Here is an 18,723-nt window from a genome sequence, read left to right on the forward strand (position 1 = left end):
TCGCGGGCCGGCAATCTTGAAATGCGCGGGCGCGCCGGCGGACCGGCGGGCGGACGACGATCGAAAGGAAGGCGCAATGTGCGGTTTGGCGGGTTTTCTGGACAGCGGCGGCGGGCGTGACGCGCATGCGGCTGCCGTCATCCTGGAGCGTATGGCCGGCACCATCGTGTCGCGCGGGCCGGACGACGCCGGCGTCTGGGCCGACGGCTCGGGCATCGGGCTGGCCCACCGGCGCCTGTCCATCCTGGACCTTTCGGCGGCGGGGCACCAGCCCATGACGGGCCCCTCGGGGCGCCACGTGATCGTCTTCAACGGCGAGATCTACAACCACCTGGATCTGCGCCGGGAACTGGAGCAGTCCGGCCTGGCGCCGGGCTGGCGCGGCCATTCGGACACCGAAACCCTGCTGGCGGGCTTCGCGGCCTGGGGCATCCGGGCGACGGTGGAGCGCTGCATCGGCATGTTCGCCTTCGCCGTCTGGGACACGCAGGCGCGCGTCCTGACCCTGGGACGCGACCGCCTGGGCGAAAAACCCCTGTACTACGGCTGGCAGGGCGCCGGGGACGAGGCCTGCTTCCTGTTCGGCTCCGAGCTCCAGGCGCTGCGGGCGCATCCGCGCTGCGCGGCGGACGTCGACCGCGACGCCCTGTGCCTGCTGATGCGGTACAACTACATTCCCGCGCCCCATTCCATCTACCGCGGCATCTCCAAGCTGCCGGCGGGCTGCCTGCTGACGGTGTCGCTCGACCGGCGCGAGCCGCGGATCGAGGCCTACTGGTCGCTCGTGGAGGTCGCCGTGGCCGGCAGCCGCGCGCCGTTCGCCGGGTCCGACCAGGAAGCCGCCGATGCGCTGGAGGATCTGCTCAAGTCCGCCGTGCGCCAGCAGATGCTCGCCGACGTGCCGCTGGGCGCCTTCCTGTCGGGGGGCATCGATTCCTCGACCGTGGTGGCGCTGATGCAGGCCCAGTCCGCGCGGCCGGTCAAGACCTTTTCCATCGGTTTCCACGAGCAGGACTACAACGAGGCCGAGCACGCCCAGGCGGTCGCCCGGCACCTGGGCACCGAGCATACCGAGCTGTACGTCACGCCGGAACAGGCGCTGGACGTCATCCCCCGGCTGCCCGACCTGTACAGCGAGCCCTTCGCCGATTCCTCGCAGATCCCGACCTTCCTGGTGGCGCAGCTCGCGCGCCGGCATGTCACGGTCGCGCTGTCGGGCGACGCGGGAGACGAACTGTTCGCCGGCTACGGCCGCTACCTGCACAACAGCCGGCGCTGGAACCGCTTCGCGCGTGTGCCGCACGGCCTGCGGCGGCTGGCGGCCGCAGGCATCCGTACGCTGTCGCCCGAGGCCTGGAACGCCGTGTTCCGGCCGCTGCGGCCGGTGCTGCCCGGACCGCTGCGCAGCGCCCTGGCCGGCGAAAAAATGCACCGGGGCGCCCGCATGCTGTCGGCCGGGCGCATCGACGACCTGTACCTGGAGTCGATCACCCGCTGGGAGCCGGCGGACGTGGTGATCGGCGGCCGCGAGCCCCCGACCTGCCTGCGCGGCCGGCCCCTGCCGCTGGAAGGCCTGGACGACATCCAGCGCCTGATGGTCCTGGACACCGTCAGCTATCTGCCCGACGACATTCTGGCCAAGGTGGACCGGGCCGCCATGGGCGTATCCCTGGAAGGCCGCATGCCGTTCCAGGACCACCGGGTGGTGGAATTCGCCTGGCGGCTGCCGCAGTCCATGAAACTGCGCGGCGGCACGACCAAATGGATCCTGCGGCAGGTGCTGTACCGGCACGTCCCCCGGGAACTGATCGAGCGGCCCAAGATGGGGTTCAGCGTCCCCGTGGACCATTGGCTGCGTGGCCCGCTGCGCGACTGGGCGGAAAGCCTGCTGGACGAATCGCGCCTGCGGCGCGAAGGCTTTCTGCGGCCGGAGCCGATCCGGCGGATGTGGGCGGAGCATGTGTCCGGGCGCCACAACGGGCAGTATCCCCTGTGGGGCGTGCTGATGTTCCAGGCCTGGCTGGAACGGACGCGGGAGCGCGGCGCGTCCGGCGCGGGCCTGGAAGGATAAAGGCCCCAAGGACGTGCATCCGCGCGCCTTCCGGCCCCGGGGATGCGCTAAGATCGCATCCAGACGCCGTCTCCGAGGCGGCGGGGGGCCGGCCGCCGGCTGCTCGATGGCCGGCCCATTCCTTGATCAACCCTGAGCCTTTGCCCGATGAACGGATCGTTTTCCCCGAAGCGCCATGTCTCCTGAAACCCTGCCGCTGCGCGTCGTCCTGCTGGTCGGGGGATCGGGGACGCGGCTGTGGCCGATGTCGCGGGAGCATCATCCCAAGCAGTTCCTGCCGCTGTTCGACGGCCGTTCCCCCTTGCAGGACACCTGGCTGCGCGTCGCGGACCTGCCGCAGGGCGCCCCCATCGCCGTGGCCAACGAGGCGTACCGCTTCCTCGCGGCCGAGCATCTGCGCCAGGCCGGCTTTCCGGCCCAGGGCACGCTCATCCTCGAACCCGAGGGCCGCAACACGGCCCCCGCCATCGCCCTGGCCGCGCTGCGCGCGACGCGCGACGGCGCCGACGCCCTGCTGCTGGTCCTGCCCTCGGACCACGCCCTGGAGGATCGCGCCGCCTTCAGGCAGGCGGTGCAGAGCGCCTCGCCGGCGGCGCGCGCGGGCTGGCTGGTGACCTTCGGGGTGTTACCGGACCGGCCCGAGACGGGCTACGGCTACGTGCGCGCCAGCGCCGAGCCGCTGGACGGCCTGCCCGGCGTCCACGCGGTCGAGTCCTTTTCCGAGAAGCCGGACGCGCAGCGCGCCGCCGCCTACCTGGCGGCGGGCAACTACCACTGGAACAGCGGCATGTTCCTGTTCCGGGCCTCGGCCTACCTGGACGCCCTGGGCCGCCTGCGCCCGGACATCCTGCGGGCGTGCCGGGCCGCCATGGCGCGCACCCGCGACGACGGGGACTTCACGCGGATCGAGGCGGCGGCGTTTCTCGGCTGCCCCGCGGAGTCCGTGGACTATGCCGTCATGGAGCACGCCGACAAGGTGGCGATGGTCGGGCTGGCCGCCGGCTGGAGCGACATCGGCTCCTGGGACGCCTTGTGGCGGATCGCCGCGCGCGACGGCGAGGGCAACGCGCTGCAGGGCGACGTCCAGGCGGTCGGCTGCCGCAACGTCTACGCACGCAGCGACGGCCGCCTGGTTTCCCTGCTGGGGCTGGAGGACGTGGTGGTGGTCGATACCGCGGATGCGGTGCTGGTCGCGGCGCGCGACCGGGTGCAGGACATCCGCGGCCTGGTCGCCGAGCTGAAAGGCCAGGGGCGCCCGGAGGCGCTCGTGTCGCATCGGGTCTTCAGGCCCTGGGGGCATTACGAGTCGATCGACGCGGGAGACCGGTTTCAGGTCAAGCGCATCATCGTGCGCCCCGGGGAGCGCCTGTCGCTGCAGCTGCACCATCACCGGGCCGAGCACTGGATCGTCGTCAAGGGGACGGCGCGGGTCACGCGCGACGGCGAGACGTTCTTCCTGACCGAGAACCAGTCCGCCTACATCCCCCTGGGTACCAAGCACCGCCTGGAAAACCCCGGCACCATTCCGCTGGAACTGATCGAGGTGCAGTCCGGCACCTACCTGGGCGAGGACGACATCGTGCGCTTCGAGGACGCCTACGGGCGCAGCGAGACGGCGGGAGCGGGCCTGGCGGAACTGCCCGAGGAGGATCTTTCGGGCGGCTAGGACCCGCTGGCTTCGGCTTCCGGCATCCCGCGTTCGATATCCGGTCTCCAGCCCATCCAGCATCCAGTACCCGGCATGGGATCCAGGCGCAGGACGCCCGGTTCCTGGCTTTCGGGCTGGGCGCTGGGCCCTGGGCGCGCCGGCCTCCAGCGCTGGAAAAAAACGGCCCGGACGAGGCCGGGCCGGGAGGGCATCCGTCCGCGCGCACGAAAAGGAGCTCGCGGGGGGCGCGGACGGCGGCAGCCGGCGGCTGGGATGCCCGGGCGGACAAAGGGGATCGAAGCGCCCGGGCAAGCGTCGGCGTGCCCCGCCATTCTAGAGCCGCACGCCTGACGCGACTCTGAATTGCGGCCCCGGACCGCACTCCTGAATCGCATTCCTGGATCACGGCCCTGGATCACGGCCCTGGATCGTCACCAGCCTGCGCGAGTTGCTCGCCGGAGACCGTGAATCCGGCGTCCTAGGGCGCGTTCAGGTCGTTGTGCCGGGTTTCCTTGACGAACAGCAGGCCCACGACCAGCGTCATGATGCATACCGCGATCGGATACCACAGGCCGTCGTACATGTTGCCTGTGGTGGCCACCGTGGCGAAGGCCACGGGCGGCAGGAAGCCGCCGAACCAGCCGTTGCCGATGTGGTAGGGCACACTCATGGAGGTGTAGCGGATGCGCGTGGGGAACATTTCCACCAGCATGGCGGCGATCGGCCCGTAGACCATGGTGACCTGCAGCACCAGGAAGAACAGCAGCAGCAGCACCATGGTGAAGTTGATCTGGGACGGATCGGCGTAGGCCGGATAGCCGTGGTTGCGCACCGCCTGGCGCAGTTCTTCCTGCAGCCGCGCGTTGCGGCGGGCGAATTCCGCGCGCGGCAGCGAGGTGCCGTCGAAGGAGTCGATGCGCTGTTCGCCCACCAGGGCGTAGGCCATGGTGCCCGGGGGGGCGGTCTGGTTGATGTAGTGGACCGAATGGCTCGCCATGAAGGCCTTGAGCAGGTCGCAGGCGCTGGTGAAGGAGGCGATGCCCACGGGATTGAACTGCAGCGAACAGTCCTCGGGATTGGCCACGACGTACACGGGCGCCTGGTTCTGCGCGCGTTCCAGCGCCGGGTTGGCGTAGTGGGTGAGGCCCTTGAACACGGGGAAATAGGTGAGGGCGGCGATCAGGCAGCCGGTCATGATGATGGGCTTGCGGCCGATCCGGTCAGACAGCGCGCCGAACACCAGAAAGAACGGACAGGCCAGCAGCAGGGCCAGCGCCACCAGGATGTTGGCGATGTTGGCGTCCACGCCCAGCGTCTCGGTGAGGAAGTACAGCGCGTAGAACTGTCCGGTGTACCAGACCACGGCCTGGCCGGCCGTCAGGCCGATCAGGGCCAGCAGGATCAGGCGCAGGTTGCGCCAGCGCCCGAAGGCTTCCTTGATGGGCGCGCGCGAGACCAGGCCTTCGCTCTTCATGCGCGTGAAGGCGGGCGATTCATGCAGGCGCAGGCGGATCCAGACCGAGATCACCAGCAGCAGCACGGAGATCAGGAACGGTACCCGCCAGCCCCAGGCGTCGAAGGCCTCCTGGCCCAGCGTGGCGCGGGTGCCCAGCACCACCACCAGCGACAGGAACATGCCGGTGGTGGCGGTGGTCTGGATCCAGCTGGTGAAAAAGCCGCGCCGGCCCTGCGGGGCGTGCTCGGCCACGTAGACGGCCGCGCCGCCGTATTCGCCGCCCAGGGCCAGGCCCTGCAGCAGGCGCAGCAGCAGCAGGATCATGGGCGCGGCCGTGCCGATCGAGGCCGACGAGGGCAACACGCCCACCAGGAAGGTGGACAGTCCCATCACCAGGATCGAGACCACGAAGGCGTACTTGCGCCCGACCATGTCGCCCAGCCGGCCGAACACCAGGGCGCCGAAGGGCCGCACGGCGAAGCCGGCTGCGAAGGTCAGCAGGGCGAAGATGAAGCCGGCCGTGGGGTTCAGGCCGGTGAAGAAATGCTGGGCGATGACGGCCGCCAGGGATCCGTAGACGTAGAAGTCATACCATTCAAAGACGGTGCCCATCGAGGACGCCAGGATGACGCGGCGTTCCTCGTGGGTCATGGGACGGTTGGCTTCGTCCATGGCATCGTGCGGCATGGGTCGGGCTCGGTTCATGATCGGGTCCTGGGCGCATCGTCGCGGGGGAAGGAAACGCGCAGCCGGGTGCCGGCGCTGACGGGATCGCGGTGGTTGCCGGGCGGCAGGAAGGCGATGGTGGCGTGGTGGTGTTCGGCGACCTCGCGCACGATCGCCAGGCCCAGGCCGCTGCCTTCGGCACCGTGGCCGAGGATCCGGTAGAAGCGGTCGAAGACCTTGGACTGCTCTTCGGGCGGGATGCCGGGGCCGGAGTCCTGGACTTCGAGGCAGACCCGGTCGCCCTCGGGCAGCGCGCGCACGGTGACCCGGCCGCCGGCGGGCGTGTAGAGCAGGGCGTTGTCGATCAGGTTGTTCAGCAGTTCGCGGATCATGACCGCGTTGCCGAAGACCGGCAGGGGCTCGCCGGGCGATTCAAAGCCCAGGTCGAGGCGGCGCTGCAGGGCGGTCTCGACCCATTCCAGGGTGCAGGCCTCGGCCAGCGGCAGCAGGTCGAGCACTTCCGTGGTGCGGGACTGGTTGGGGTCGATCGATTCCGCCCGCGCCAGCAGCAGCAGCTGGTTGACCAGCCGGGTGGCGCGCTGGGAGCCGGTGATGAGCTGCTGCAGGCTGTCGCGCATGCGCGCGGGCTCCTGCTCGCGCAGCGCCAGTTCGCATTGCGTGCGGATGCCGGCCAGCGGGGTCTTCAGCTGGTGGGCGGCATTGGCGACGAAGCGCCGCTGGGACTCGATCGAGTCGGACAGGCGCTGCAGCACGTTGTTCATGGAGGCGATCAGCGGCACGATCTCGGCCGGTGCCAGGTCGTCGCGGATGGGGGACAGGTCGCTGGGCTTGCGCCGGCGCATGTGCTCCTGCAGCAGGCTGAGCGGCTCCAGGCCCTGGGTCAGGCCCAGCCCGGCCAGCATGGCGGCCAGCGGCAGGATGATGAGCTGGGGCGTCAGCATGCCGGTGAGGATTTCCTGCTGCAGCGTGGCGCGCGCCTCGGCCGGCTCGGCCACGACCGTCAGGAAGCCGGTGCCGTCCTGGTCGCGCCCGCCCCACACATAGGCCATGCGGATGGACTGGTGGTTCAGCGACGCGTTGCGGAAGCGGATCTGGTCGATGTCGTAGCCCCAGTTTTCCGGCGTGGGGATGCTGGGATCGCCCGCCAGCAGGTGGCCGTTGGCGTCCAGGATCTGCCAGCTGGTGGCCGATTCGTCGGCGCTGCCGGCCAGCACCGTGCGGGCCGATTCGGACAGCGCCACGCCGCCGGCCAGGCGCTGCTGCTCGACCTCGTGGCGCAGCAGGCGCAGGTGGCTCGCCAGCGTCCGGTCGTAGGGCGAATTGGCGATGTTCAGGGAGATGAAGTAGGTGATGACGATGCCGATCGACCACAGCACGAACAGCGGCACGATCATCCACAGCAGGATGCGGCCCAGCAGGGTCGCGCGGCGGCGGCGGGGCCTGCGCGGTACCGGGTCGGCGAACATGGCGGGGAGCGCGCCGTCAGCCGACGGCCGCCGCGTCCGCCGGCACGGAGCGGTTGTCGGGCTCCAGGCAGTATCCCAGGCCGCGCACGGTCAGGATGTGGACGCCGGCGGGCTCGATCTTCTTGCGCAGCCGGTGGATGTAGACCTCGATGGCGTTGGTGGTGACTTCCTCGCCCCATTCGCACAGCAGATCGACCAGCTGGTGCTTGCTGATCATGCGGCCGCTGCGCGAGAGGAAGATTTCCAGCAGGCTGGTCTCGCGGGCGGACAGTTCGACGGCGGCGTCGTCGATGGTGGCCACGCGCCCGTTCAGGTCGAAGGCCAGGCGCCCGTGGCGCAGGACGGAGGCGCGCGCGCCGCCGTGGCGGCGGATCAGGGCGCGCACGCGGGCTTCGAGTTCGCTGAGGGCGAAGGGCTTGGACATGTAGTCGTCGGCGCCCAGGTCCAGGCCTTCGACGCGCTGCTCGATGGAGTCGGCGGCCGTCAGGATGAGGACCGGCAGGGGGGTGCCGCGCTGGCGCAGCTTGCGCAGCACGGACAGGCCGTCCAGGCGCGGCAGGCCCAGGTCCAGGATCAGAAGGTCGAAGGCTTGCAGCTGCAGCGCGGAATCGGCGCTGGAGCCGTCGCTGACGACGTCCACGGCATAGCCGTCGTAGCGCAGCGATCGGGACAGCCCGTCCGCGAGAATGCTGTCGTCCTCGGCAATCAGGATACGCATGGCGGGAATGACATCCAGGGAGAGGCGGGCGCCCGGGCGCCCTGACTGCCGCCATTGTGGCATGCGCGGCCCCGCCGGGTCATTAGGGTAAACGATGGGCGCCGCGACGGACGCGGCACCGGACGCCGGGGAAAGGCCGGGCGGCCGCCGGCGCCGGGCCCCGCCGGCGCGGCCGGGATCGAATTGGCACATCTGTATTTTCATACAGTATAATTAATGCCATAATTTCCCGAATCCCGCCGCAGGCGGACCCGGCCGATCCCTGGCCCGGGTCCCGGCGGCCCGTCACTCACGATAGGAATTCCCTCATGGATGAACGCTCCGGCAAGGCCAACCCCGAACGCGCCAAGGCGCTGGCCGCCGCGCTGTCTCAAATCGAAAAGCAGTTCGGCAAGGGCTCCATCATGCGCTATGGCGACAACCAGGTCGAGCACGACATCCAGGTCGTGTCCACCGGTTCGCTGGGGCTGGACATCGCCCTGGGCGTCGGGGGCCTGCCGCGCGGCCGGGTGGTCGAGGTCTACGGCCCCGAATCCTCCGGCAAGACCACGCTCACCCTGCAGGTCATCGCCGAAATGCAGAAGATCGGCGGCACCTGCGCCTTCGTCGACGCCGAGCACGCCCTGGACGTGCAGTACGCCGCGCGCCTGGGGGTCAATCTCGAAGACCTGCTGATCTCCCAGCCCGACACCGGCGAGCAGGCCCTGGAAATCACCGACGCCCTGGTGCGCTCGGGCTCGGTCGACCTGATCGTGATCGACTCGGTCGCCGCCCTGGTGCCCAAGGCCGAAATCGAGGGCGACATGGGCGATTCGCTGCCCGGCCTGCAGGCCCGCCTGATGAGCCAGGCCCTGCGCAAGCTCACCGCCACGATCAAGCGCGCCAACTGCATGGTGATCTTCATCAACCAGATCCGCATGAAGATCGGCGTCATGTTCGGCAACCCCGAGACCACCACGGGCGGCAACGCGCTGAAATTCTATTCCTCGGTGCGTCTGGACATCCGCCGCATCGGCTCGATCAAGAAGGGCGACGAGGTCGTCGGCAACGAAACCCGCGTCAAGATCGTCAAGAACAAGGTCGCCCCGCCGTTCAAGCAGGTCGAGTTCGACATCATGTACGGCACCGGCATCTCCCGCGAGGGCGAGATCATCGACCTCGGGGTCCAGGCCGGCCTGATCGACAAGTCCGGCGCCTGGTACAGCTACAACGGCGAGCGTATCGGCCAGGGCAAGGACAACGTCCGCGACTACCTGAAAGAGCATCGGGACATGGCCTTCGAGATCGAGAACCGGGTGCGCGAGCACCTGGGCATCGTCCCGCGGGCCGTGCCCGCCGCTTCCGCCGCCGATGGGGAATAGGGCCGGCGACGGCTTCAGCGCCGTGTCCGGCGGCGATGCCGCATCGCCGGACGGCGATGGCCCGTCCCGGCGCGGGTCCGGGGCCAGGCCTGGCGCCGGTTCCGGCCCCAGCCTGAAGGCGCGGGCCGTCGCCTACCTCTCCCGGCGCGAGCATTCCCGCCAGGAACTGCGGCGCAAGCTCTCCGCCTGGTGCGACGATCCCGCCGCCATCGAAGCCGTGCTCGACGAACTCGCGCGCGAGCACTGGCAGTCCGACCAGCGCTACGCCCAGGCCTACGCCCACCGCGCCGCCGCGCGCCAGGGCGCGCAGCGCATCCTGGGCGCCCTGCGCCAGCAGGGGCTGGCCGACGACGAGCTGGCCGGCCTGCGGGATTCCCTGCGCGCCACCGAAGCCGATCGCGCGCGCGCCGTCTGGCAGCGCAAGTTCGGCCAGCCGCCCGCCGATCCCCGCGAATACGCGCGGCAGTACCGCTTCATGGCGGGGCGGGGGTTTTCCGCCGACTGCATCCGGCGCCTGCTGGACCGTTGATCAGCCCGGCGCGCGGATGCCCGGCAGGGTCTCGAAACACGTGCGCCGGGCCTGCTCCAGGAAGGCCTGGATGTAGGGGGTTTCCACGTCCTCGGCGCGCACGCCGGCCTGCAGGGTGCGCCAGATGCCCGATCCCAGCCGGCAGATCCGCAATCCCGGCAGGTTCCTGTATTCCTCCAGCGCCCAGCTGGGCAGCGCCGCCACGCCCCGGCCGCTGGCCACCAGCTGCACGATCATGGGCGTCAGCTCCGCCGTGCGCACGGCGGCGGGCTCCACGCCGGCCGGGTCCAGGAAAGCCGTGTAGACGTCCAGCCGGCTCCGGTCGACCGGGTAGGTGATCAGCACCTGGTCGGCCAGGTCCTCCGGCAGGACGCGGCCGGCCGCGCCCAGCGGCCCCTGGCTGGCCACCGCCAGCACCAGCTCGTAGGCGAACAGTGGCGTGTAGTCCACCGATTCCAGCGGCTCCGGGTCGGAGGTGATCACCACGTCCAGGTCGCCGCGCGCCAGGGCGGGCAGGGGGGCGAAGGAAAACGCCGCCGTCAGGTCCAGGGAAACCTCCGGCCAGTCCTTGCGGAAGGTGTCCAGCGTGGGCATCAGCCACTGGAAGCAGGAATGGCAGTCGATGGCGACGTGCAGGCGGCCGGCGCGGCCGGCGGCCAGGCGGCGCAGTTCCTGTTCCGCCGCGCGCACGCGCGGCAGCACGTCCTCGGCCAGCGCCACCAGCCGCAGGCCCGCCGTCGTCAGGCGGGCGGGGCGGGTGCGCCGGTTCAGCAGCGGCGTCTTCAGCCGCACTTCCAGGTCGCGCAGCTGGTGCGACAGGGCCGACTGGGTCAGGTGCAGGCGCTCGGCGGCTTCCTGCAGGCTGCCGCCGTCGCGGATGGCCAGCAGGGTTTCCAGGTGGCGAAGCTCAATCATGAATTTCTCTCATGTTATCCGTGCAGGATTTGATTTTTTATTTTCTGCCTCTCCAGGCAGAATGTCGTTCATTGAATAATTTTAATGTTATCAGGATTAATCATGACGATCATTCATAATCTAGGTTTTCCCCGGATCGGCGCCGCCCGGGAACTGAAGCGCGCCCAGGAAGCCTACTGGGCCGGCAAGGCCGACGCGGACAGCCTGCTGGCCACGGGCCGCGCGCTGCGCGCCCGTCACTGGGCGATCCAGGCCGAAGCCGGCGCGCAGTGGGTGCCGGTGGGCGATTTCGCCTGGTACGACCAGATCCTGGAATGGACCACGCTGCTGGGCGCGGTGCCGGCGCGCTTCGGCCAGGCGGACGACGCCCCGGTCGAGCTGGACACGCTGTTTCGCATGGCGCGCGGCCGCGCCCCCTCGGGCACGCCGGCGGCGGCCTGCGAGATGACCAAGTGGTTCGACACCAACTATCACTACATCGTGCCGGAACTGCATCCTGGCCAGACCTACCGCATCGCGCGCGAATCGCTGTTCGAGCAGGTGGCCGAGGCCCAGGCGCTGGGCCACCGCGCCCGCCCTGTGATCCCGGGGCCGCTGACCTGGCTGTGGCTGGGCAAGGGCGATGCCTACGCGGGCGGGGCGGGCGACGCGGCCAAGCTGGACCTGCTGCCCGGCCTGCTGGCCGTCTACGAGCAGGTGCTGCGGCGGCTGGCCGCCCAGGGCGTGGAATGGGTGCAGGTGGACGAGCCCATCCTGGTGCTGGACCTGCCGCGGGCCTGGCGCGAGGCGCTGGCCGGCGTCTACGCCCGCCTGGCGGCGCAGGGGCCGAAGCTGCTGCTGGCGACGTATTTCGGCGGCATCGAGCACAACCTGGACGTGGTCCGGTCCCTGCCGGTGCACGGGCTGCACGTGGACCTGGTGCGCGCGCCGGACCAGCAGGCGGCCGTGCTGGCCGCGCTGCGCGACGGCCAGGTCCTGTCCCTGGGCGTGATCGACGGGCGCAACGTCTGGCGCGCCGACCTGGACCGCATCCACGAACAGGTTCGCGCGGCGGCCGCCCGCCTGGGCAGCCGCCTGTGGCTGGCGCCCTCGTGCTCGCTGCTGCACAGTCCCATCGACCTGAGCCTGGAGACCGCCCTAGACAAGGAATTGCGCGGCTGGCTGTCCTTCGCCGTGCAGAAGCTCGACGAACTGCGCCTGCTGCGCGCCCTGGTGGACGGCGATGCCGACGACCTCGACCGGCAGGCGCTGGCGGCCGCCCGCCAGGCCGTGCGCGATCGCGCCGCCTCCGCCCGCATCCACCGCCGCGACGTGGCCGCGCGCCTCGCCGCCTCGGATTCGATCCGCCGCGCGCGCGCGCCCTTCGCCCGGCGCATCGCCGCCCAGCAGGCGCGCCTGGGCCTGCCGCGCTATCCCACGACCACCATCGGCTCCTTCCCGCAGACGCCGGAGATCCGCGCGCTGCGCCGCGACTGGCGCGCCGGGACGCTGGGCGACGCCGCCTACGAAAAGGCGATCCGCGAGGAAATCGAGCGCGTGGTGCGCTTCCAGGAGGAAATCGGCCTGGACGTGCTGGTGCACGGCGAACCCGAGCGCAACGACATGGTGGAATACTTCGGCGAGCTGCTGGCCGGCTTCGCCTTCACCGCCTACGGCTGGGTGCAGAGCTACGGGTCGCGCTGCGTCAAGCCGCCCCTGATCTACGGCGACGTGGCGCGCCTGGCGCCCATGACCGTGGCCTGGTCGGCCTACGCGCAGTCCCTGACGGACAAGCCGGTCAAGGGCATGCTCACCGGCCCGGTGACGATCCTGCAATGGTCCTTCGTGCGCGACGACCAGCCGCGCGAGCAGACCTGCCGCCAGATCGCCCTGGCCCTGCGCGACGAGGTCCTGGACCTGGAGCAGGCCGGCGTGACCGTGATCCAGATCGACGAGCCGGCCTTCCGCGAAGGCCTGCCGCTGCGGCGCGGCGACTGGGCCGCCTATCTGGACTGGGCGGTGGACTGCTTCCGCCTGTCCACCAGCGGGGTGCGCGACGACACGCAGATCCACACCCACATGTGCTATTCGGAGTTCAACGACATCATCGAATCGATCGCGGCGATGGACGCGGACGTGATCACCATCGAGACCTCGCGCTCGAACATGGAGCTGCTGGGCGCGTTCGAGGCCTTCGCCTACCCGAACGACATCGGGCCGGGGGTCTACGACATCCATTCGCCCAACGTCCCGCGCGAGGACTGGATGGTGGACCTGGTGCGGCGCGCCGCCCGGCGCCTGCCGGCCGAGCGGCTCTGGGTGAATCCGGACTGCGGCCTGAAGACCCGCGGCTGGCCGGAAACCCGCTCGGCGCTGCAGGCCATGGTGCAGGCGGCCCGGACGCTGCGCGAAGCGGCCTGAGCGCGCGGCGGGGGCATGGCCCCGACACGAGCGGGGCTACATAAGCGGGGGCTTATACACGGTATATAATTGAAAGGTTTTACGAATTCCGGCCTTTCCGTTCCCAATGCCCTTGTCCGATCCGGCGTGTCCGCGCCGTCCCATCCACACGCGCTCCATTCGCGTCGAATCCTATGCCCGGGATGACGGGCTATGGGACCTCGAAGCCGAACTCGTCGATACCAAGGCCTACGATTTCCCGGTCCGCGGGAACGAAGTCCATCCCGCGGGCGCGCCGGTGCACCACATGCGCCTGCGCGTCACCATCGACGACCACTTCACCATCACCGCCTCCGATGCCGCCTACGAAGCCGCGCCCTACGGCGAATTCTGCAGCGCGATCGCGCCGGAATACCAGCGCCTGGTCGGCCTGAACCTGCTCAACCAGTTCCGCAAGCGCGTGCGCGAGCGTTTCGGCCGCACGGCCGGCTGTACCCACGTCACCGAACTGACCGACGTGCTGCCCACCGTGGCGGTCCAGACCATGGCCGGGCGCCAGCGCCAGGAGGCCGACACCGGCGAGCGGCCGTTCCAGCTGGACGGCTGTCACGCCCTGCGCGTGGATGGCCCGGTGGTGCGCATGCATTATTCCCCCTGGTACGTCCCCGCCGAGGCCCATTCCGATGAAGCCTAGCGTCCCCCACGGGCCGCGGGCCGGATGGCGTTCCTCGGACCGGCACGCCGAAGCGGCGGGCCGGCGGCTTCCTTTTCTCTCCACTGACAGGTAACTCATGAAAATTCACGAATATCAAGGCAAGGAATTGCTGAAGAAGTTTGGCGTGACTGTCCCGCGCGGCATTCCCGCGTTCTCGGTCGAGGAGGCCGTGGCGGCAGCCGAAAAACTGGGGGGTCCTGTCTGGGTCGTCAAGGCGCAGATCCACGCCGGCGGGCGCGGCAAGGGCGGCGGCGTGAAGGTCGCCAAGTCGCTGGACGAGGTCCGCACCCTGGCCGGCCAGATCCTGGGCATGCAGCTGGTCACGCACCAGACCGGCCCCGAAGGCCAGAAGGTGCGCCGCCTGTACATCGAGGAAGGCGCCGACATCCAGAAGGAATACTACCTGTCCGTCGTGACCGACCGCGCCACGCAGAAGGTGGCCTTCATCGCTTCGAGCGAAGGCGGCATGGACATCGAGGAAGTCGCCCATTCGACCCCCGAAAAGATCGTCACCGTGCAGATCGACCCCCTGCAGGGCTTCACCCGGGCCGACGGCGAGAAGCTGGCCCAGGGCGTCGCCATGCCGGCCGATTCCGTGGACCAGTTCATCGACGTGTGCCAGAAGCTCTACACCTGCTACATGGAAACCGATGCCTCGCTGGTCGAGATCAACCCCCTGAACCGCGACGGCAAGGGCAACATCGTCGCCCTGGACGCGAAGTTCAACTTCGATTCCAACGCGCTGTTCCGCCACCCCGAGATCGTCGCCTACCGCGACCTGGACGAGGAAGACCCCGCCGAGGTCGAGGCCAGCAAGTTCGACCTGGCCTACATCCAGCTCGACGGCAACATCGGCTGCCTGGTCAACGGTGCCGGCCTGGCCATGGCCACGATGGACACCATCAAGCTGTTCGGCGGCGAGCCGGCCAACTTCCTGGACGTCGGCGGCGGCGCCACGGCGGAAAAGGTCACCGAAGCCTTCAAGATCATGCTCCGCAACGACGGCGTGAAGGCCATCCTGGTCAACATCTTCGGCGGCATCATGCGCTGCGACGTGATCGCCGAAGGCGTCATCGCCGCCTGCAAGGCCGTGAACCTCAGCGTGCCGCTGGTGGTGCGCATGAAGGGCACCAACGAAGAAAAGGGCAAGCAGATGCTGGCGGCCTCGGGCCTGCCCATCATCAGCGCCGACACCATGGCCGAAGCCGCGACCGCCGTCGTCGCCGCCGCGAAATAAGCATCTCAGGGAATAGAACATGTCGATTCTGATCAACAAGGACACCAAGGTCATCACCCAGGGGATCACCGGCAAGACCGGCCAGTTCCACACCCGCATGTGCCGCGACTACGCCAACGGCCGCGCCGCCTTCGTGGCCGGCGTGCACCCGAAGAAGGCCGGCGAGGACTTCGAGGGCATCCCCATCTACGCCTCCGTGAAGGACGCCAAGCAGGCCACCGGCGCGACCGTGTCGGTCATCTACGTGCCGCCCGCGGGCGCCGCCGCCGCCATCTGGGAAGCCGTCGAGGCCGACCTGGACCTGGCCATCTGCATCACCGAAGGCATCCCCGTGCGCGACATGCTCGAAGTGCGCAACCGCATGCGCGCCGAGAACCGCAAGACCCTGCTGCTGGGCCCCAACTGCCCGGGCCTGATCACGCCCGACGAAATCAAGATCGGCATCATGCCGGGCCACATCCACCGCAAGGGCCGCGTCGGCATCGTCAGCCGCTCCGGCACCCTGACCTACGAAGCCGTGGCGCAGGTCACGGAACTGGGCCTGGGCCAGTCCAGCGCGGTCGGCATCGGCGGCGACCCGATCAACGGCCTGAAGCACATCGACGTGCTGCAGATGTTCAACGACGATCCGGACACGGACGCCGTCATCATGATCGGCGAGATCGGCGGGCCCGACGAGGTCAACGCCGCGCAGTGGGCCAAGGACCACATGAAAAAGCCCGTGGTCGGCTTCATCGCCGGCGTCACGGCGCCTCCGGGCAAGCGCATGGGCCACGCCGGTGCCCTGATCTCGGGCGGCGCCGACACCGCCGACGCCAAGCTGGAAATCATGGAAGCCTGCGGGATCCGCACCACGCGCAATCCCTCGGAAATGGGCAAGCTGCTCAAAACCGTGCTGTAATGACAGACCGGCGCGCGGGCGGCTTGCGCCCCGCGCGCCGATCGTCCAGGCCCCCGGCGTGGGGGCTTTTTCTATTCTTTTTCTGCTTATCGACCAGGAGGCGGGCGCGGCATGCTCGAATGGCTGGAACAGCTGCATTGGGGCGCGGTCTTCCAGATCGTCCTCATCGACGTGCTGCTGGGCGGCGACAACGCCGTCGTCATCGCGCTGGCCTGCCGCCGGCTGGAACGCCGTCGGCGCCTGCAGGGCATCCTGTGGGGCACGGCGGGCGCCATCGTTCTGCGGGTGGCCCTGATCGCCTTCGCGCTGACGCTGCTGGTCTTTCCCGGCCTGAAAATCGCCGGCGCGCTGCTGCTGCTGTGGATCGGCGTCAAGCTGCTGCTGCCCGACGACGGCGCGCATGGCCGGATCGAAGGCGCCGGCTCCGTCTGGGCGGCCGTGCGCACCATCATCATCGCCGATTTCGTCATGAGCCTGGACAACGTCATCGCCATCGCCGGCGCGGCGCAGAACACCGCCGCGGAACACCAGATGGCCTACGTCGTCTTCGGCCTGCTGATGAGCGTGCCCATCATCGTCTGGGGCAGCACCCTGGTGCTGAAACTGATCGACCGCTATCCGCTGGTGGTGACGCTGGGCGCCGGCCTGCTGGGCTGGATCGCCGGCGGGATGCTGGTCACCGACGCCCTCCTGGCCGACCGGCTGGCAGCCGTCCCCGGGCCGGTCCGCCTGATCGCCGAAATCGCCGGGGCCGTGCTCGTCATGGGCCTGGGCACCTGGCTGGGCCGCCGCGCGGCGGCCGCACGGACCACGCCATGAAACTGAAACGTCCCACCCTGCTGCAGGGCCTGGCCATCCTGGCCGCGCTGGGCCTGCTGCTCCGTCTGCTGCTCTCGAGGTATATCGCATGACCCATGCCCCGGCTCCCCGAACCCTTGTCATCGCCACCCGGGCCAGCCGCCTGGCGCTGTGGCAGGCCCGCCATGTGCAGGCCCGCCTGCAGGCGCTGTATCCCGGCTGCCGCGTCGATCTGCTGGAAATGACCACGCGCGGCGACCAGATCCTGGACCGGACCCTGTCCAAGGTCGGCGGCAAGGGCCTGTTCGTCAAGGAACTGGAAACCGCGCTGCTGGACGGGCGCGCGGACCTGGCCGTGCACTCCCTCAAGGACGTGCCGGTCGATCTCACGGCCCCGTTCGCCCTGTCCGCCATCCTGGAGCGGGCCGACGCCTGCGACGCGCTGGTGTCCAACACCGTGGCCTCGCTGGACGAACTGGCGCCGGGCGCCGTCGTCGGCACCTCCAGCCTGCGCCGCGAGGCCCAGCTGCGCGCGCGCCATCCCCATCTGGTGGTCAAGCCCCTGCGCGGCAACCTCGACACCCGCCTGGCCAAGCTCGACCGCGGCGACTACGCCGCCATCGTGCTGGCCGCCGCCGGCCTGCGGCGCCTGGGCCTGGCGGAGCGGATCCGCGCCGTCCTGCCGGTGGAAATCAGCCTGCCGGCCGCGGGCCAGGGCGCCCTGGGGATCGAGACCCTGGCGGACCGGGCCGAACTGCGCGCTTGGCTCGCGCCGCTGGCCTGCGCCCGGACCACCGCCTGTGCCCTGGCCGAGCGCGCCGTGTCGCGCGCGCTGGGGGGCTCCTGCCAGGTGCCGCTGGCGGCGTACGCGGTGCTGCGGGACGGCCGCCTGCGCCTGCAGGCGCTGGTGGCGGAACCCGACGGCAGCCGCGTCCTGCGTGCGCAGGCCGAAGGCGCGCCCGAGGCCGCCGAGGCGCTGGGGGCAGACGCCGCCCGCGACCTGCTCGGCCAGGGGGCGGACGCGATCCTGGCCCGCCTGTCCGAGTCCGCCGCGTCCTGAACGGCGTCCGGATGGACCCGCACGCTCCGGTCGTGCTCACGCGCCCCGCGGGGCGCAACGAATCGCTGGCCCGCGCCCTGCGCGCGGCCGGCGCGACGGTGATCGAGGCGCCGGCCCTGGCGATCGAGCGCCTGGACGTCGAGGCGCCCCAACTCGCGGCGGGCGATCTCTGCGTCTTCGTCAGCCGCCAGGCGGTGGACGCCTGTTTCGCCGGCCGCGCCGGCGCGCCCTGGCCGGACGGCGTCCGCGCCGCGGCCGTGGGGGCGGCCACCGCCCGGGCGCTGCGCGCGCACGTGCCCGGGCACCTCGTCCTGGCGCCGGCCGCCGGCGCGCCGCCCGATTCGGAAGCGCTGCTGGCCGTCATCGAGGCCGCCCGCCTCGCGCCCGGCCGCGCCCACATCCTGCGGGCGCAGCGGGGGCGCGACTGGCTCGCGCGGCAGCTGCGGGCGCGCGGCTGGGCGGTGGAATGCCATGCCCTGTACCGGCGCAGCCCCGTGGCCTGGGACCGCGCCACCTGCGCCGCCCTGGCGCAGTCCGCCGCCTGTACGCTGCTGCTGACCAGCCCCGAGGCCGTCGACGCCGTGTCCGACAGCCTGCGCCTGCAGGGCCTGGACTGGCCGCCCGCCCTGCGGCTCGTCACCCTGCACGAGCGGATCGCGCGGCGTTTACAATGCATCTATGCCGACCGCCCCGCGGGCGCGCTGACCGTGCGCATCAGCGCGCCCGATGAGGCCGCCTTGTTTCAGGCTATATTGGCATCTGCACGATCAGACTAGAAGATC

At 70.2% G+C, this 18,723-nt stretch carries 15 protein-coding genes; 11 read left to right on the forward strand and 4 right to left on the reverse strand.

Annotated elements, in window-relative coordinates:
• Window positions 1–76: 76 nt before the first annotated feature.
• The gene (gene asnB, locus BN940_RS09105) at window positions 77–2,071 is read left to right on the forward strand and encodes an asparagine synthase (glutamine-hydrolyzing) (RefSeq protein ID WP_043682337.1); all 1,995 of its coding nucleotides are present in this window, start codon (window positions 77–79) and stop codon (window positions 2,069–2,071) included.
• Window positions 2,072–2,246: 175 nt separating this feature from the next.
• Complete coding sequence (locus tag BN940_RS09110; protein WP_052355743.1) at window positions 2,247–3,737, forward strand: mannose-1-phosphate guanylyltransferase/mannose-6-phosphate isomerase; 1,491 nt, start codon at window positions 2,247–2,249, stop codon at window positions 3,735–3,737.
• 460 nt (window positions 3,738–4,197) lie between these two features.
• On the opposite strand, the gene BN940_RS09115 is transcribed toward BN940_RS09110, so the two are convergent.
• The 3 genes from BN940_RS09115 to BN940_RS09125 are packed head-to-tail and all read right to left on the reverse strand — an operon-like array spanning window position 4,198 to window position 8,046.
• Window positions 4,198–5,826, reverse strand: coding sequence for an MFS transporter (locus BN940_RS09115; protein WP_148305042.1), 1,629 nt, complete (start codon window positions 5,824–5,826; stop codon window positions 4,198–4,200).
• A 50-nt stretch (window positions 5,827–5,876) separates the two neighbouring features.
• The gene (locus BN940_RS09120) at window positions 5,877–7,328 is read right to left on the reverse strand and encodes a sensor histidine kinase (protein WP_148304933.1); all 1,452 of its coding nucleotides are present in this window, start codon (window positions 7,326–7,328) and stop codon (window positions 5,877–5,879) included.
• Between the two features lie 16 nt (window positions 7,329–7,344).
• Window positions 7,345–8,046, reverse strand: a complete 702-nt coding sequence (locus BN940_RS09125; protein WP_043682340.1) for a response regulator — start codon at window positions 8,044–8,046, stop codon at window positions 7,345–7,347.
• Between the two features lie 308 nt (window positions 8,047–8,354).
• Between BN940_RS09125 and recA the strand changes: the two genes are divergently transcribed.
• Both recA and recX read left to right on the forward strand, forming a co-directional pair.
• Window positions 8,355–9,407 (forward strand): recombinase RecA, encoded by a 1,053-nt coding sequence (gene recA, locus BN940_RS09130; protein WP_043682343.1) that lies wholly within the window; start codon window positions 8,355–8,357, stop codon window positions 9,405–9,407.
• Between the two features lie 22 nt (window positions 9,408–9,429).
• Window positions 9,430–9,936, forward strand: coding sequence for a recombination regulator RecX (gene recX, locus BN940_RS09135; RefSeq protein ID WP_052356071.1), 507 nt, complete (start codon window positions 9,430–9,432; stop codon window positions 9,934–9,936).
• On the opposite strand, the gene BN940_RS09140 is transcribed toward recX, so the two are convergent.
• Window positions 9,937–10,851 carry a LysR family transcriptional regulator gene (locus BN940_RS09140; protein WP_043682345.1) on the reverse strand — a complete coding sequence of 305 codons (915 nt, stop codon included), beginning with the start codon at window positions 10,849–10,851 and terminating at the stop codon, window positions 9,937–9,939.
• Window positions 10,852–10,953: 102 nt separating this feature from the next.
• On the opposite strand from BN940_RS09140, the gene metE reads away from it, so the two are divergent.
• The 7 genes from metE to BN940_RS09175 all read left to right on the forward strand — a co-directional run bounded on the left by metE (window position 10,954) and on the right by BN940_RS09175 (window position 18,717).
• Complete coding sequence (gene metE / locus BN940_RS09145) at window positions 10,954–13,251, forward strand: 5-methyltetrahydropteroyltriglutamate--homocysteine S-methyltransferase (RefSeq protein WP_043682348.1); 2,298 nt, start codon at window positions 10,954–10,956, stop codon at window positions 13,249–13,251.
• 106 nt (window positions 13,252–13,357) lie between these two features.
• A complete protein-coding gene (locus BN940_RS09150; protein WP_043682352.1) occupies window positions 13,358–13,924 on the forward strand; it encodes a DUF2889 domain-containing protein in 567 nt (188 codons plus the stop codon).
• A gap of 97 nt (window positions 13,925–14,021) precedes the next feature.
• The gene (sucC, locus tag BN940_RS09155; RefSeq protein ID WP_043682355.1) at window positions 14,022–15,182 is read left to right on the forward strand and encodes an ADP-forming succinate--CoA ligase subunit beta; all 1,161 of its coding nucleotides are present in this window, start codon (window positions 14,022–14,024) and stop codon (window positions 15,180–15,182) included.
• 19 nt (window positions 15,183–15,201) lie between these two features.
• Window positions 15,202–16,083: a succinate--CoA ligase subunit alpha gene (gene sucD, locus BN940_RS09160; RefSeq protein ID WP_043682357.1), complete on the forward strand. Its 882-nt coding sequence runs from the start codon at window positions 15,202–15,204 to the stop codon at window positions 16,081–16,083.
• A gap of 111 nt (window positions 16,084–16,194) precedes the next feature.
• Window positions 16,195–16,902, forward strand: a complete 708-nt coding sequence (locus tag BN940_RS09165; RefSeq protein WP_043682360.1) for a TerC family protein — start codon at window positions 16,195–16,197, stop codon at window positions 16,900–16,902.
• 88 nt (window positions 16,903–16,990) lie between these two features.
• Complete coding sequence (hemC, locus tag BN940_RS09170) at window positions 16,991–17,941, forward strand: hydroxymethylbilane synthase (protein WP_043682362.1); 951 nt, start codon at window positions 16,991–16,993, stop codon at window positions 17,939–17,941.
• An 11-nt stretch (window positions 17,942–17,952) separates the two neighbouring features.
• Window positions 17,953–18,717, forward strand: a complete 765-nt coding sequence (locus BN940_RS09175; RefSeq protein WP_043682364.1) for a uroporphyrinogen-III synthase — start codon at window positions 17,953–17,955, stop codon at window positions 18,715–18,717.
• Window positions 18,718–18,723: the final 6 nt, after the last annotated feature.

This window comes from Castellaniella defragrans 65Phen, from assembly GCF_000612685.1.
Taxonomy (GTDB): domain Bacteria; phylum Pseudomonadota; class Gammaproteobacteria; order Burkholderiales; family Burkholderiaceae_B; genus Castellaniella; species Castellaniella defragrans.

Bases quoted from the DNA above. Each gene is read 5' to 3' on its own strand.
- hemC (WP_043682362.1), top strand. From the start codon at position 16,991: ATGACCCATGCCCCGGCTCCCCGAACCCTTGTCATCGCCACCCGGGCC.
- BN940_RS09175 (WP_043682364.1), top strand. From the start codon at position 17,953: ATGGACCCGCACGCTCCGGTCGTGCTCACGCGCCCCGCGGGGCGCAAC.
- BN940_RS09120 (WP_148304933.1), bottom strand. From the start codon at position 7,328: ATGTTCGCCGACCCGGTACCGCGCAGGCCCCGCCGCCGCCGCGCGACC.
- BN940_RS09150 (WP_043682352.1), top strand. From the start codon at position 13,358: ATGCCCTTGTCCGATCCGGCGTGTCCGCGCCGTCCCATCCACACGCGC.
- BN940_RS09140 (WP_043682345.1), bottom strand. From the start codon at position 10,851: ATGATTGAGCTTCGCCACCTGGAAACCCTGCTGGCCATCCGCGACGGC.
- metE (WP_043682348.1), top strand. From the start codon at position 10,954: ATGACGATCATTCATAATCTAGGTTTTCCCCGGATCGGCGCCGCCCGG.
- recA (WP_043682343.1), top strand. From the start codon at position 8,355: ATGGATGAACGCTCCGGCAAGGCCAACCCCGAACGCGCCAAGGCGCTG.
- sucC (WP_043682355.1), top strand. From the start codon at position 14,022: ATGAAAATTCACGAATATCAAGGCAAGGAATTGCTGAAGAAGTTTGGC.
- BN940_RS09125 (WP_043682340.1), bottom strand. From the start codon at position 8,046: ATGCGTATCCTGATTGCCGAGGACGACAGCATTCTCGCGGACGGGCTG.
- asnB (WP_043682337.1), top strand. From the start codon at position 77: ATGTGCGGTTTGGCGGGTTTTCTGGACAGCGGCGGCGGGCGTGACGCG.
- sucD (WP_043682357.1), top strand. From the start codon at position 15,202: ATGTCGATTCTGATCAACAAGGACACCAAGGTCATCACCCAGGGGATC.
- BN940_RS09110 (WP_052355743.1), top strand. From the start codon at position 2,247: ATGTCTCCTGAAACCCTGCCGCTGCGCGTCGTCCTGCTGGTCGGGGGA.
- BN940_RS09165 (WP_043682360.1), top strand. From the start codon at position 16,195: ATGCTCGAATGGCTGGAACAGCTGCATTGGGGCGCGGTCTTCCAGATC.
- BN940_RS09115 (WP_148305042.1), bottom strand. From the start codon at position 5,826: ATGACCCACGAGGAACGCCGCGTCATCCTGGCGTCCTCGATGGGCACC.